Source organism: Actinoplanes sp. NBC_00393, assembly GCF_036053395.1.
GTDB lineage: Bacteria > Actinomycetota > Actinomycetes > Mycobacteriales > Micromonosporaceae > Actinoplanes.
The window spans coordinates 1,641,735-1,655,203 of sequence record NZ_CP107942.1; the positions used below are offsets into that span (position 1 = coordinate 1,641,735).

A 13,469-nucleotide genomic window follows, 5' to 3' on the forward strand; every position below is an offset into this window, starting at 1 on the left:
TCCCACCCTGCGCCCGCTAGGCATCAGGTGCTGTCGATGGGTCGTTGATCGGACGCTTCAGCGTGGTCCGGGCGCCGGCCGTTGCGGCGGTCCGCCACCGATGGACTTGCCCTCGAATCCGATCACCCGGCCACCGGCGGTGACCTCATCGACATCGAGGTCGACGTTGACCCGGCCGCCGGCCCCCACGTGATCGATGCGTGCCGCGACCAGGTGTCCCTCGACCCGTTTCGCGGTCGCGACGACGTCCACCTGGCTGCCGGACGGCTCGCGCTCCTCTCCACGGAACGTGATCCGCTGCTGATAGGCCAGCTCGAGCAGACCGCGCAGCGCCTCAACCTTGGCGACCAGCTCGGCGCTGGCCGGATCGACCTCGCGGTTGCCGTTGGTGTACGAGACCAGGCCCTCCTGGAGGGTGATCAACTCTTCGCTGCGCTCGTCGACGACCTTCTCGTCGACCGGCAGCGGTTGCAGCTGACCGGCCAGCACCGGGTCGGACACCGCGGGCGTGAGCAGTGGCTCCTTCGCCGCCGCTTTCTTCCGTTCGCGGCGGATTTTGATCAGCTCGCCCGCCTGGTTGTAGAGAAAGGCTATGCCCTGGGTCAGCGCGACCGTGCCCAGCACCGCCCACGTCACCGGTTCCGCCATTGCGCCTCCCGAACGCCGGACTGCCGAGGACGGTACGCCCGCCCGAGCACCGTCTGTGTCGGCTCGCTGACAGCGGTCACTCTCGCGTGCGGGGTGCGGCTCACGTCGTACCGTGCTGGGGGTTGATGTCGCCGCATGCGGCGAGGAAGGAGGCGCGCTGATGATCGTGCTGGACGGGCCCGACGCCCGGGCGGCGCTGCCGATGGCGGCAGCGATCGGTGCCGCGCGCGAAGCCATGCGGGCGACCGCCGGTGAGCACCTGCGCCAGCCGTTGCGTACGGTGATCGATGCTGGTCAGGCCGGGTTTCTCGGGGCCATGCCGGTGTGCCTGGCCGACCCGGCGGAGGCGCTGTTCGGCGTCAAGACGATCGTGGTGAAGCCCGGCAATCCGGCCCGCGGCCTGCCGACGCACAACGGGCTCGTGCTGCTCTTCGACGGTGACACCGGCCTGCCGGCGGCCGCCGTGGACGCGGCCGTGATCACCGAGATCCGCACGGCGGCGGTCTCGGCGGTGGCCACCGACGCGCTGGCGCGCCCCGGCGCGGCCACCCTGGCGATCATCGGCACCGGCGCGCAGGCGCGCACGCATCTGGAGGCGATGCTTGCGGTCCGGCAGATCTCAGCGGTACGGATCTGCGGCCGTACGCCTTCCCGCGTGACCGATTTCGTCCAGTGGGCGAGCGGCCACTTCGACGTGCCGGTGACCGCAGCCTCCTCCCCGGGCGACGCCGACCTCATCTGCACGGTGACCGCCTCGCCGTCACCGGTGCTGCCAGATGCCCGACCCGGCGCCCACATCAATGCCGTCGGCGCCAGTCGGCCGGGTGCCCGCGAGCTGTCACCCGACCTGGTCGCGCGCTGCCGAATCATCGTCGACAGCCGCGAGTCCGCTCTCGCGGAGGCCGAGGACCTGATCATCTCCGGCGGCCAACGGGCGCCGATCGCCGCCTCACTGGGCGAGGTGCTGCTCGGAACCCCGGGGCGCACTTCGCCGGCGGACATCACCCTGTTCAAATCGGTAGGCCTGGCAGTACAGGACCTGTTCGCCGCCCGCGCCGCCGTGCGCAACGCTCTCTCCGCCGGCATCGGCACCCAGGTCCCCCTACGCAGCTGACTCCCAGCGCTGCCTCCCGCCCCCGGATGCAGCCGTGCGCGTCAGCCGGCCAAACAGGCTGACGGCCAGCGCTGCCTCCCGGCCCGGAATACAGCCGTGCGCGTCAGCCGGCCGGGCGAGCTGACGGCCAGTGCTGCCTCCCGGCCCGGGTTGCAGCCGTGCGCGTCAGCCGGCCGGGCGAGCTGACGGCCAGTGCTGCCTCCCGGCCCGGGTTGCAGCCGTGCGCGTCAGCCGACCGGGCGAGCTGACGGCCAGTGCTGCCTCCAAGCCCGGGATGCAACCGTGCGCGTCAGCCGGCCGGGTGGGCTGACAGCGAGTGCTGCTTCGCGGCGCGGGATGCAGCCGTGTGCGTCAGCCGGCCAGAGTTAGTAAACGGTTGTTTACGTTACGTGCTGTGATCGCTAAGGTAGGGGGCATGTCTGTGGAACCGCGCCGCCGCGATGCTGCCGCCACCCGGCAGGCGCTGCTCACCGCTGCCCGGCGCCGGTTCGCCGCCGACGGCTACACCGCCACCTCGGTGCGCGACATCGCGACCGAGGCCGGCGTCAACGTGGCGTTGATCAGCCGCTACTTCGAGTCCAAGGAGGGCCTGTTCCGCGCCTGCCTGCGTGGCACCGTCGACGAGCTCAAGCGCAGCGTCTTCGAGGACATGCCGCTGGCCGATGCGCCCCGGCTGATCGCCGAGCGGCTGGCCGGCCAACCCTCCAAGGAGCCGAACCAACTGCTGCTCCTGCTGCGCTCCTCCGGCGAAGCGAACGCCGACCGGATCCGCCTGGACGTCCTGAACTCGCTGGCCCGCCGGCTCGCCACGGCCGCCGGGAGCAGCCCCGACGACGAGAGCGTCATGCTCAACGCCCAGGTCGTGCTCTCGACTGCGCTGGGCATCGTGATTCTGCGTTCGGCCGGGCTGCAGCCGCTCACCGCCGCCGGCCCCGAGGAGCTCGCCGATCCGCTACGTAAGGTGATCGAGGCGATGTTGGGGTCAGCGCGGGGCTAGGTTCTTCGGCGGCGGGATCACCTCGAGGCGGATGCCGCTGTCGTAGGCGACGACCAGGGTGCGCCCGTCACGGGTCCACCGCTGCGGCACCAGGAACAGCCGGCCGCCGGATTCGAGGACCAGGCGCAGGCCGCGGTAGCGGTACGCGTACCCGTCCTCGCCCGGATCCGGCAGTTTCTCCTCGACCACGCCGGCCGGCAGCCCGGCGAGACGTTGCCGGGTGTCGAGGACCACGGCGTACGCGCCGCCGCGATCCGTCGCCTCCTGGTAGCTGCGGGTCAGCCCGAGGAAGAATGCCACCCGGTTGGTCGCCCAGAACAGCCCGGCCAGCGCCAGCACCACGACTGCGGCGATCATCGCCCGGCGCAGCCGGGCCGAATGATCGGCCGCATACCAGCGATGCAGCCTGCTGTCCGGGTCGCGGCTGAGCACACGAGCGACAATCCAGGCAGCGTACGCCAGCAGCGCCGGCCCCACAGCCAGAGCGAGCGGTGTCGTCGCCGTCGTCTCCCGCTCGTAGACCCGCGACGACAGCAGGCCCAGGACCGCGCGGGCGGTGAGCAGCACCCCGACGAGCGTCACCCCGGCGGCGGTCAGCAATCCGGCCTGTGCCCGGGACGGGTCGGCAAGCAACCAGGTGACCGTGGAGTGGCCGAGCAGGACCAGCAGGACCGCGATCAGCAGCACCGCGAGCGGGCCGAAGATCGCCTCGGTGCCGTACAGGACGAGGTCCTGCGTGGAGAGGTCGGCGAGTCCGAGCTGGATGCCGTAGTACGCCAGCCGCCCGTCGGTGTAGACCGCCCCGAAGTAGATCAGCAGCGCAGTGATCACCGTGGTCGGCGCCAGGAAGTTGGCGATCTCGGCGAGGCGGGCGCCGAGGGTGCGCTGCACGGGAGCGGCATCCTCCGGCGGGGCGGTCATGTCTCGGGTGACGGAGACGCCGACGCCGAGGCGGACGCGGAAACCGACGCGGACGCCGAGGGGGAGGGCGACGACTTCTCCGCCTCCGACTTGCCGTACACGACGAGCACCTCGGTCGTCGCCTTCCACTCGACCGGCACGGGCCGGCTCCCGGACGGCTTCTCCCGGGCGACGCTCTCCTCCGAGCAGGGCGCCCCGTTCGCCGACTCGCAGACGCCGCCGAACACAACCGTCACCCGCGCCTCGTACTTCTTGGGCTCGCCCTCGTTCTCGCCGTCGCCCCGCCGCAGCTCCTTCTCGAGCTGCACACCGGTGTAACAGCCCTCGCTGGTGTCGAGCCGGGTCGCCGTCGAGCACGGCTTCGACCCGGACGGCAGCTCGGGGTTGGTGCTCAGCGGACAGTGTCCCGCCGCGCGATACAACCCGTCGTCGGCCCCGTTCAGGAAGACCTTCTTCACCTTCATGGTGACGCTGAACTGGTTGACGAAGAACCGGCAGGAGTCCTCCATCGCGCCGCCACCCTGCGGCCCGTTGACCCGGACCGTCTTCGCCGGCCGGGGCGCCTCATTGTTGTCGTCGGTGGTCCCGGGCTCCTCGCCACCCTCACCGCTGTCCGGCTGCCCGGTATCGGTATCGGTATCGGACTCGGAGTCAGGAAGTGCGAGATCGTCCTGCGGAACACTGCCGTCGGCCGTATCCGAACCGGAGTCAGACGAGGATGAAGAGGAAGACGTTGACGTGTCGGCGCTGGTCGATGTGGGGTCGTCGGCGGCCGCGGTACGCACCAGCCAGCCCACACCCAGCGCGAAGATGAGGGCGAACGCCGCCACGACGGCCACCAGCACCCGACGATTCGCGAACATGGCCGCCCCCTCTCGTCAAGCCCGGGCGTCCTGTCACTTTCTGGGTAGCACGGGGGCAGCCCGGCACCAACCGGGTTTTCGGCGTACCACCGATCGGCTGTTCGACCCGCCCAGCGGGCCCCGATCTAGGCCGTCTTCGCGACGGTGAGCAGAACGACGCTGTCCTGCAGGGCGTCGAGACTGTGCCGGGCATCCGGGATGACGAGCAGTTCGCCGGTCGAGGCGTCGGCGCTGTCGGCGCCGGCCACCAGCCGGACCCGGCCGCGCAGCACCTGCAGGGTCGCCTCGCCCGGGCTCTCGTGTTCGTCGAGCTGCTGCCCGGCGGCCAGGGCGATCAGCGTCTGGCGCAGGGTGGCGGCGTGCCCGCCGAGGACGGTGTGTGCGCTGCGCCCGCCGGATGCGGTCCGGGCGGCGGCGAGGTGCTGCTCGGTCAGTTCGGCGAGCGAGGTCTTCTCCATGATCGTCCTTCCGGGGGTTCTCAGCGGCGCGAGGCGGGCGCCCGGGGCGGGCCTTCCCAGCCGGGGCGGTCCGGGCGCAGGCCGCCGCGGGTGTCGCGGTAGCGGTAGACGACGTACGGGCGGGTCAGATAGCCGACCGGGGCGCTGAAGGCGTGGACGAGCCGGGTGAACGGCCAGAAGGCGAACAGCACGAACGCCGCGATGATGTGAATTTTGAAGGTGGCCGGCACCGCGGCCATCAGCTCGGCGTCCGGCTGGAAGTAGAACAGCGAGCGCAGCCACGGGGAGACGGTTTCGCGGTAGTCGTAGCCGTCCCCGGCGATATTCGCCCGCACGGTGGCCCAGAGGCCGCAGAGGATGACGCCGGCCAGTACGACGTACATCGCCTTGTCATTCTTGGTGGTGGCAGCGAAGACCGGGCCGGTCAGCCGGCGCCGGAGGATGAGGATGGCCATGCCGATCAGGGTGCACAGCCCGGCCACGGTGCCGACGAAGACCGCCATCAGGTGGTATGCGTGCTCGGTGATCCCCACCGCCTCGGTCCACGACTTGGGGATGAGCAGCCCGATGACGTGCCCGATCAGCACGAACAGCACCCCGAAGTGGAACATCGGGCTGCCCCAGCGCAGATAGTTGGACTCGTAGAGCTGGGAGGAGCGGGTGGTCCAGCCGAACTTGTCGTAGCGGTATCGCCAGACGGTCCCGCCGATCAGGACCGCGATAGCCAGGTACGGGAAGATCACCCAGAGGAAGGTGTTCATCGGACGCTCCCGAAAGGTTGCAGGCCGACCTGCTCGGCGGGCGGGCCGGTGCGGGCCAGATGGGCGGCGGCGGAGAGATCGCGGGAACTCGGCGCCGGGAGCAGCCGCCGGACTGCCTCGACCGCGTGCCGGTACACCGACCGGTCCCTGTCCAGGGACTGCACGAGCAGGTCGAGGCCGACCCGGTTGTCCCGCAGCAGCCGCCACCCGGAATCGTCGGCGGCCGCGAGGTCGAGGACTGCGGGCAGGTAGTCGGGCAGTTCCCCGCCGACCACCTCGAAGCCGGCGGCCTTGAACGTTCCGGCGAAGCCGGCCAGGGCCTCGCCGCGTTTGCGGGTGTCGCCGCAGGTGTAGTAGGTCAGGTGCAGGCAGCAGCGGCGGCGGAAGTCGAAGAGGTCGACGTACTCGCGGCGCAGCCGGCCGATCTCGGTGCCGGCCCGGTGCTCGGCGACCGGGCGCAACTGCTCGGCGACGTCGGCCGGCATGCCGGGCAGCGCGTCGACCACCAGCGGCAGGGCGTCCATCACGCCGTCGTCGGGGTAGCGCAGCAGCAGCGAGGCGGCCCGGGCGGCGACGGCGATCATGACTGGTCCCCGGAGTCGCGCCGCGGGGGGAAGAGCCCTTCGGGCGTACCCTTGCCGTCCCAGTTGAGCAGGTTGAGCCGCCGTGGCTCGTCCGCGGTCTGCCGGTCGCGCAGCATGTGGAACGTCTCCACCTGGACCGGCACCGGCGTGCCGGAGGCCTCGCCGAACGGCCCGGTCTGGTACATGCCCGGCCCGCCGTCATAGTCCAGCGAGCACTCGGTGCCGAGCTGTTCGAGGCGGTGGGCGTCCTCGGCGTGCGCGGTCGGGATGACGTAGCGCTGCTCGTACTTGGCGATGGCGAGCAGCCGGTACATCTCGTCCATCTCCTCGGCGGTCATCCCGACCGCCGCCGGGATCGAGGCGTCCGGCTTCTCACCCAGGTTGATCCGCCGCTGGTAGGAGCGCATCGCGGCGAGCCGGTTGAGCACGGCCCGGACCGGTTCGGTGTCGCCGGCGGTGAACAGCCCGGCCAGGTATTCGACCGGGATGCGCAGGGCGTCGACCGCGCCGAACAGGTTGTGCGGGTCCTCGCCGTCGTGGCCGGTGTCGCGCAGCACGTCGACGACGGGGGAGAGCGGCGGGATGTACCAGACCATCGGCATGGTCCGGTACTCCGGATGCAGCGGCAGCGCCACCTCGTACTTCATGATCAGATCCCAGACCGGCGAGCGCCGGGCCGCGTCGAGCCAGTCCTCCGGGATGCCGGCCTTGAGCGCGGCGCGGACCACCGCCGGGTCGTTCGGGTCGAGGAAGACCGAGCGCTGGGCGTCGTACAGATCATGCTCGTATCTGGTGGCCGCGGCCTTGGCCACCCGGTCGGCGTCGTAGAGCATCACGCCGATGTAGCGCAACCGGCCCACGCAGGTCTCGGAGCAGATGGTCGGCTGGCCGATCTCGATGCGCGGGAAGCAGAACGTGCACTTCTCGGCCTTGCCGGTGCGGTGGTTGAAATACACCTTCTTGTACGGGCAGCCCGTCACACACATCCGCCAGCCCCGGCACCGGTCCTGGTCGACGAGCACGATGCCGTCCTCGGCCCGTTTGTAGATCGCGCCCGAGGGACACGAAGCAGCACAGGACGGGTTGAGGCAGTGCTCGCAGATCCGCGGCAGGAAGAACAGGAACGCCTTCTCGTACTCCTGGCGGACCTGGTCGGAGACCTGCTGCAGGATCGGGTCGCCGGCCAGCACCTCGTTGCCGCCGCCCAGCGAGTCGTCCCAGTTCGCCGACCAGGTCACCTTGGTGTCCTCGCCGGTGAGCAGCGACTTCGGCCGGGCCACCGGCAGGTCCTCACCGGCGGGGGCGGCGAGCAGGTGCTCGTAGTCGTAGGTCCACGGCTCGTAGTAGTCCTGCATCGACGGCAGGATCGGGTTGGCGAAGATGCTGAGCAGCTTCTTCACCCGGCCGCCGGCGCGCGGTTTGAGGCCGCCGGTCACGGTACGCACCCAGCCGCCCTGCCATCTGTCCTGGTCCTGGTAGGTGCGCGGGTAGCCCAGCCCGGGCCGGGACTCGACGTTGTTGAACCACACGTACTCGACCCCGGAGCGGTTGGTCCACGCCTGCTTGCACGTCACCGAGCAGGTGTGGCAACCGATGCACTTGTCCAGGTTCATGACCATCGCGACCTGCGCCATCACACGCATCAGTACTGCACCTCCTGCGAGCGGCGGCGGATGACCGTGACCTCGTCGCGCTGGTTGCCGGTCGGGCCGAGATAGTTGAACGCGAACGCCAGCTGGGCGTACCCGCCGATGATGTGGGTGGGCTTGACCAGCAGCCGGGTCAGCGAGTTGTGGATGCCGCCGCGCCGGCCGTTGACCTCGGCCTTCGGCACGTCGATCACCCGTTCCTGGGCGTGGTACATGTACACCGTGCCCTCGGGCATCTTGTGGCTCACGATGGCCCGGCAGACCACTACGCCGTTCCGGTTGACCGCCTCGATCCAGTCGTTGTCCTTGACGCTGATCTTGGCGGCGTCCTCCTCGCTCATCCACATGGTCGGGCCACCGCGGGACAGCGTCAGCATGATCAGGTTGTCCTGGTACTCGGAGTGGATCGACCACTTCGAGTGCGGCGTGAGGTACCGCAGGGTGATCTCGAGTTCGCCGTTGCGGCCCAGGCGCGGCTCGCCGAACAGTTTGTGCATGTCCAGCGGCGGCCGGAAGATCGGCAGCGCCTCGCCGGCCTCGTGCATCCAGTCGTGGTCGAGGAAGAAGTGCTGCCGCCCGGTCAGCGTGTGCCACGGCTTGAGCCGCTCCACGTTGATGGTGAACGGCGAGTAGCGGCGGCCGCCGGTCTCGCTGCCGGACCACTCCGGGCTGGTGATCACCGGGACCGGCCGGGACTGGGTGTCGGCGAAGGTGATCTGCTTGCCCTCGTGCTCGGCGGACAGGTCGGCCAGTTTCACGCCGGTGCGTTTCTCCACGTCGTGGAAGCCCTCGGTGGCGACCCGGCCGTTCGTGGTGCCGGAGAGCGCGAGGATCGCCTCGCAGGCGTGGACGTCCTTCGCCAGCGACGGGCGGCCGTCGGCGACCCCGCCGCGGATCGCGCCGTTCTTGTGCCGCAGGTAGTCGATCTCGGGACTGACGTCGACCGAGTAGCCCTTGATCGTGGTGCCGAGCGTGTCGAGCAGCGGGCCGAGCGCGGCCATCTTGTCGGCGACCGCGCCGTAATCGCGTTCCACCACCACGATCTTCGGCATGGTCCGGCCCGGCACCGGTTTCTCGCCCTCGGCCTGCCAGTCGCGGACCCGCCCGTGCGGGGTGGCCATCGCGTCCGGGGTGTCGTGCAGCAGCGGCGCGGCGACCACGTCCTTGCGGATGCCGAGGTGCTTGCGGGCGAGCTTGGAGAACGTGCGGGCCAGGCCGTGGAAGATGTCGAAGTCTGTCCGGGTCTGCCAGGGCGGGTTGATCGCCGGGGTGAACGCGTGCACGAACGGGTGCATGTCGGTGGTGTTGAGGTCGTGCTTCTCGTACCAGGTGGCGGCCGGTAGCACCACGTCGGAGAGCAGCGTCGTCGACGTCATCCGGAAGTCCATGTTGAGCAGCAGATCCAGCTTGCCTTCCGGCGCCTGCTCCTGCCAGGCCACGTCGTCCGGCCGCTGCTCGGGGGACGCCTCGGTGGCCCGCAGGTTGCTGTCCGTGCCGAGCAGGTGCCGCAGGAAGTACTCGTTGCCCTTCGCCGACGAGCCGAGCAGGTTCGCCCGCCACACCGTCAGCACCCGCGGCCAGTTCTGCGGCGCGTCCGGATCGGTGCACGCGAACTTGAGGCGCTTCTCGTGCAGCGCGTTCGCGACGTAGCCGGCCGGGTCGTCGCCGGCCTCGTCGGCCAGGTCGAGCGGGTTGCGGTCGAAGGTCGGCATCGACGGCATCCAGCCGGAACGCACCGACTGGGCCAGCAGGTCCATCGTGTGCTTGCCGGCGAACAACCCGTCCCCGGTCGGCGAGGAGACCGTGTCGGCGCTGTACGTGTCGTAGCGCCACTGGTCGGTGTGCGTGTACCAGAACGCGGTGCCGATCATCTGCCGCGGTGGCCGGGACCAGTCCAGCGCGGACGCGAGCTGCTGCCAGCCGGTGGCCGGGCGGCACTTCTCCTGACCGACGTAGTGTGCCCAGCCGCCACCGTTGACACCCTGGCAACCGGTCAGCGTGACCAGCGCGAGGATCGCCCGGTACGTGGTGTCGGAGTGGAACCAGTGGTTGGTGCCGGCCCCGAGCAGGATCATCGACCGGCCACCCGAGCGTTCCGCGTTGTCGGCGAACTCGCGGGCCACCCGGGCCACCTGCGCGGCCGGAACTCCGGTGTGCGGCTCCTGCCAGGCCGGTGTGTACGGGTTGGAGGCGTCGTCGTACCCGGTCGGCCAGTCGCCGGGCAGGCCGTCGCGGGCCACCCCGTACTGGGCCAGCATCAGGTCGAAGACGGTGGTCACCAGCTTGCCGTCGACGGTCCGGGTGGGCACGCCCCGGCGCAGCACGCCAGGGTTGTCCCCGTCGAAGCGCGGCAGGCTGACCTCGACCGGATCACCCGCGCCCAGGCAGGTCAGGGCCGGCTCGATGTCGCCCAGGTCGAGGTTCCACTGGCCGGCCTCGGCGCCCCAGCGGTGCCCGAGCGAACCGCGGGGGACGGCCGGTTCGTTGGTCGCCGAGTCCCAGAGCACGGTCTTGAAGGCGTCGTCCGCGGCGGTGAGGAACTTGCCCGGCCGGTAGCCGCCCTCGAACGGCTCCAGGGTGATCAGATACGGCAGGTCGGTGTACTTGCGGACGTAGTCGACGAACTGCGGGGTGCGCCGGTCGACGAAGAACTCCTTGAGGATCACGTGGCCCATCGCCATCGCCAGGGCGCCGTCGGTGCCGGGCTGGGCGGGCATCCACTCGTCGGCGAACTTCACGTTGTCGGCGAAGTCCGGGCTGACCACCACGACCTTCTGTCCCCGGTAGCGGGCCTCGGCCATCCAATGCGCGTCCGGCGTGCGCGTCACCGGCACGTTCGAACCCCACATCATCAGGTACGACGCATCCCACCAGTCGCCCGACTCGGGCACGTCGGTCTGATCGCCGAACACCTGCGGCGAGGCCACCGGCAGGTCCGCGTACCAGTCGTAGAACGACAGCATCGTGCCGCCGATCAGGCTCATGAACCGGGCCCCGACCGCGTGCGACACCATCGACATCGCGGGAATGGGGGAGAAGCCGGCCACCCGGTCCGGCCCGTACTTCTTGATCGCGTGCACATGCGCGGCGGCGACCAGCTCCAGGGCCTCGTCCCAGGTCACCCGGACCAGGCCACCCTTGCCGCGGGCCTTCTGGTAGCTGCGCCGCTTCACCGGATCGTCCTGGATCTCGGCCCACGCGGCCACCGGGTCACCGAGCCGCTGCCGCGCCTCCCGGAACATCTCGAGAAGAACACCGCGGGCGTACGGGTACCGCACGCGCGTCGGCGAGTAGGTGTACCAGGAGAACGCCGCTCCACGGGGACAACCGCGCGGCTCGTACTCCGGCTTGTCGGGACCGACGCTGGGGTAGTCGGTCTGCTGCTGCTCCCAGGTGATGATCCCGTCGCGGACGTAGACCTTCCACGAGCAGGAGCCGGTGCAGTTCACCCCGTGCGTGGACCGGACCACCTTGTCGTAGGACCATCGGTCGCGGTAGAAGGCGTCCGCCTCGCGTCCGCCGATCTGGTAGAGCGCCCGACTGTCGTCGGACACCTCGGCTCGGCGTAGGAGCCCGCCGACCTGCAACAACGCTTTCCCGGCTCCGTTCGCCATCGCGCTCGCCTTCCGGTTGAGGACCCGGATCTCACATTTGTATGACCTCGTGGTCCGTGCAACTCGAATGGCAGTTTTGGTGTCCGAAGACCTGGCCTTTTCCGGGAATGTGGGCCCCTCGGGCGGGTACAAAGTCCCTATCCGCCGGGCTCGCCGTCCGGGACCGTTGGTGATGACGAAATATCCTGTGCGACAGCGGAGAATCTGATGAGCACACCCTCGGCGACACCTCGCCGCGCGAATCTCATGCTCGCCCTGGCCACCGTCGGCTTCGTGGTCAACTTCTGGGCCTGGGCGCTGCTCAGCCCCTTGGCCGTGCGGTTCACGACCGAGCTGGGACTGACCTCGTTCCAGCAGGCGCTGCTCGTGGCGGTGCCGGTGGTCGTCGGCTCGGTCGGCCGGATCCCGGTCGGGGCCCTGACCGACAGGTTCGGCGGCCGGGTGATGTTCCCGCTGGTCTCCCTCGCCACCATCGTCCCGGTGCTCTACCTGGGTCTCTGGGGCCACAACGCCCTGGCGTCGCTGCTGATCGGCGGGTTCTTCCTCGGCATCGGCGGTACGGCCTTCGCGGTCGGCGTCCCGTTCGTCAACGCCTGGTTCCCGCCGCACCGGCGCGGTTTCGCCGTCGGTGTCTTCGGCGCCGGCATGGGCGGCACCGCGGTCAGCGCACTCACCACGGTCAAGCTGGTCGACGCGGGCAGCACCGCCACCCCGTTCCTGCTGACCGCCGCCGTGCTCGCCGTCTACGCCGTCGTCGCCTGGCTGGTCCTGCGCGACGCCCCGGACCGTCCGGTGCCCACCGCGCCGCTGTCCCAGCGTCTTGCCGCCACCCTGCGCCTGAAGATCACCTGGCAGGCCTCCGCCCTGTACGCCGTCGCCTTCGGTGGCTACGTCGCCTTCTCGGTCTACCTGCCCGCCTACCTCAAGACCGCATACGGCCTGACCCAGGCCGACGCCGCCAACCGGATGGCCGGGTTCGTGCTGCTCGCCGTGATCATGCGCCCGGTCGGCGGCTGGCTCTCCGACAAGGTCGCGCCCACCCGGGTCCTGGCCGTCTCGCTGAGCGTGGTCATCGCCGGTGCTGTCGTGCAGTCGTTCACCCCGGGCCTGGCCCCGATCGGCACCATCGCGTTCCTGGCCATGGCCGCCGCACTCGGCGCGGGCAGCGGCGCCACCTTCGCCCTGGTCGCCCAGAACGCCCCGGCCAACCAGGTGGGTTCGGTGACCGGCGTCGTCGGCGCGGCCGGCGGACTCGGCGGGTTCGTCCCGCCGCTGGTGATGGGCACCATCTACGGCCAGTTCCAGTCGTACGCCCTCGGCCTCGCCCTGCTCGCCGTGGTCGCCCTCGCCGCCCTGCTGCTGGACGTCCTCTCGGTCGGCCGGAACCGCTCGGGCAGTGTGGCCCATGTGTGAGTACTGCGGCTGCCAGGACGTCGAGGCCATCGCCGAGCTCACCCGCGAACACGACGCCGTGGTCAACCTGATCGGCGACGTCCGTGCCGCCCACGCCCGCGGCGACGTCCCCGCGATGGCCCGGACCGCCGAGCGCATCGCCGCCATCCTCGGCCCGCACACCGAGGTCGAGGAGCACGGCCTGTTCCCGCTGCTCTCCGGCGACTTCCCCGATCAGGTGGCCGCCCTGGAGGACGAGCACCGCCGGATGGAGAAGGTGCTGGCCGGCTCCCCGGACGACCCGCGCTGGCCGGAGGAGTTGCTGGCGGCCCTGGAGATGCTGCGCGAGCACATTCTGAAGGAGCAGGACGGCGTCTTCCCGGCGGCCCTGACCGCCCTGAGCGGCGACGACTGGGACGCGGTGGACGCCGCCCGGCGCCGGGCGGGCAGCGCTGTCTGAGGCTTCTG

Annotated in this window: 12 protein-coding genes; 4 read left to right on the forward strand and 8 right to left on the reverse strand. The window is 70.4% G+C overall.

The annotated features are described in order from the left end of the window. Window positions 1-57 precede the first annotated feature (57 nt). Entirely contained in the window at window positions 58-648 is a 591-nt protein-coding gene (locus OHA21_RS07475) for a hypothetical protein (RefSeq protein ID WP_328471538.1), read from the reverse strand. 160 nt (window positions 649-808) lie between these two features. Here OHA21_RS07475 and OHA21_RS07480 point away from each other — a divergent pair, with 160 nt between their 5' ends. Both OHA21_RS07480 and OHA21_RS07485 read left to right on the forward strand, forming a co-directional pair. Further along, a complete protein-coding gene (locus OHA21_RS07480) occupies window positions 809-1,762 on the forward strand; it encodes an ornithine cyclodeaminase family protein (RefSeq protein WP_328471540.1) in 954 nt (317 codons plus the stop codon). Window positions 1,763-2,177: 415 nt separating this feature from the next. Then, the gene (locus OHA21_RS07485) at window positions 2,178-2,759 is read left to right on the forward strand and encodes a TetR/AcrR family transcriptional regulator (protein WP_328471542.1); all 582 of its coding nucleotides are present in this window, start codon (window positions 2,178-2,180) and stop codon (window positions 2,757-2,759) included. On the opposite strand, the gene OHA21_RS07490 is transcribed toward OHA21_RS07485, so the two are convergent. The 7 genes from OHA21_RS07490 to OHA21_RS07520 all read right to left on the reverse strand — a co-directional run bounded on the left by OHA21_RS07490 (window position 2,745) and on the right by OHA21_RS07520 (window position 11,609). Then, a complete protein-coding gene (locus tag OHA21_RS07490) occupies window positions 2,745-3,680 on the reverse strand; it encodes a hypothetical protein (RefSeq protein WP_328471544.1) in 936 nt (311 codons plus the stop codon). The two genes, OHA21_RS07485 and OHA21_RS07490, sit on opposite strands and share 15 nt — an antisense overlap. Then, on the reverse strand, window positions 3,677-4,543 hold the full coding sequence (locus OHA21_RS07495; RefSeq protein WP_328471546.1) for a hypothetical protein: 867 nt from the start codon (window positions 4,541-4,543) through the stop codon (window positions 3,677-3,679). The genes OHA21_RS07490 and OHA21_RS07495 overlap by 4 nt, the downstream gene beginning before the upstream one ends. A gap of 125 nt (window positions 4,544-4,668) precedes the next feature. Beyond that, window positions 4,669-5,001: a cupin domain-containing protein gene (locus OHA21_RS07500; RefSeq protein WP_328471548.1), complete on the reverse strand. Its 333-nt coding sequence runs from the start codon at window positions 4,999-5,001 to the stop codon at window positions 4,669-4,671. A 20-nt stretch (window positions 5,002-5,021) separates the two neighbouring features. Continuing rightward, window positions 5,022-5,762 carry a respiratory nitrate reductase subunit gamma gene (narI, locus tag OHA21_RS07505; RefSeq protein WP_328471550.1) on the reverse strand — a complete coding sequence of 247 codons (741 nt, stop codon included), beginning with the start codon at window positions 5,760-5,762 and terminating at the stop codon, window positions 5,022-5,024. Continuing rightward, window positions 5,759-6,346, reverse strand: coding sequence for a nitrate reductase molybdenum cofactor assembly chaperone (gene narJ, locus OHA21_RS07510; protein ID WP_328471552.1), 588 nt, complete (start codon window positions 6,344-6,346; stop codon window positions 5,759-5,761). Before narJ ends, narI begins: the two co-directional genes overlap by 4 nt. Then, entirely contained in the window at window positions 6,343-7,989 is a 1,647-nt protein-coding gene (gene narH / locus OHA21_RS07515; RefSeq protein WP_328471554.1) for a nitrate reductase subunit beta, read from the reverse strand. The genes narJ and narH overlap by 4 nt, the downstream gene beginning before the upstream one ends. Further along, window positions 7,989-11,609 (reverse strand): nitrate reductase subunit alpha, encoded by a 3,621-nt coding sequence (locus OHA21_RS07520; RefSeq protein WP_328471556.1) that lies wholly within the window; start codon window positions 11,607-11,609, stop codon window positions 7,989-7,991. The genes narH and OHA21_RS07520 overlap by 1 nt, the downstream gene beginning before the upstream one ends. Before the next feature lie 207 nt (window positions 11,610-11,816). Between OHA21_RS07520 and OHA21_RS07525 the strand changes: the two genes are divergently transcribed. Both OHA21_RS07525 and OHA21_RS07530 read left to right on the forward strand, forming a co-directional pair. Then, window positions 11,817-13,022, forward strand: coding sequence for an MFS transporter (locus tag OHA21_RS07525; RefSeq protein WP_328471558.1), 1,206 nt, complete (start codon window positions 11,817-11,819; stop codon window positions 13,020-13,022). Then, the gene (locus OHA21_RS07530; protein WP_328471560.1) at window positions 13,015-13,461 is read left to right on the forward strand and encodes a hemerythrin domain-containing protein; all 447 of its coding nucleotides are present in this window, start codon (window positions 13,015-13,017) and stop codon (window positions 13,459-13,461) included. Before OHA21_RS07525 ends, OHA21_RS07530 begins: the two co-directional genes overlap by 8 nt. Window positions 13,462-13,469 lie beyond the last annotated feature (8 nt).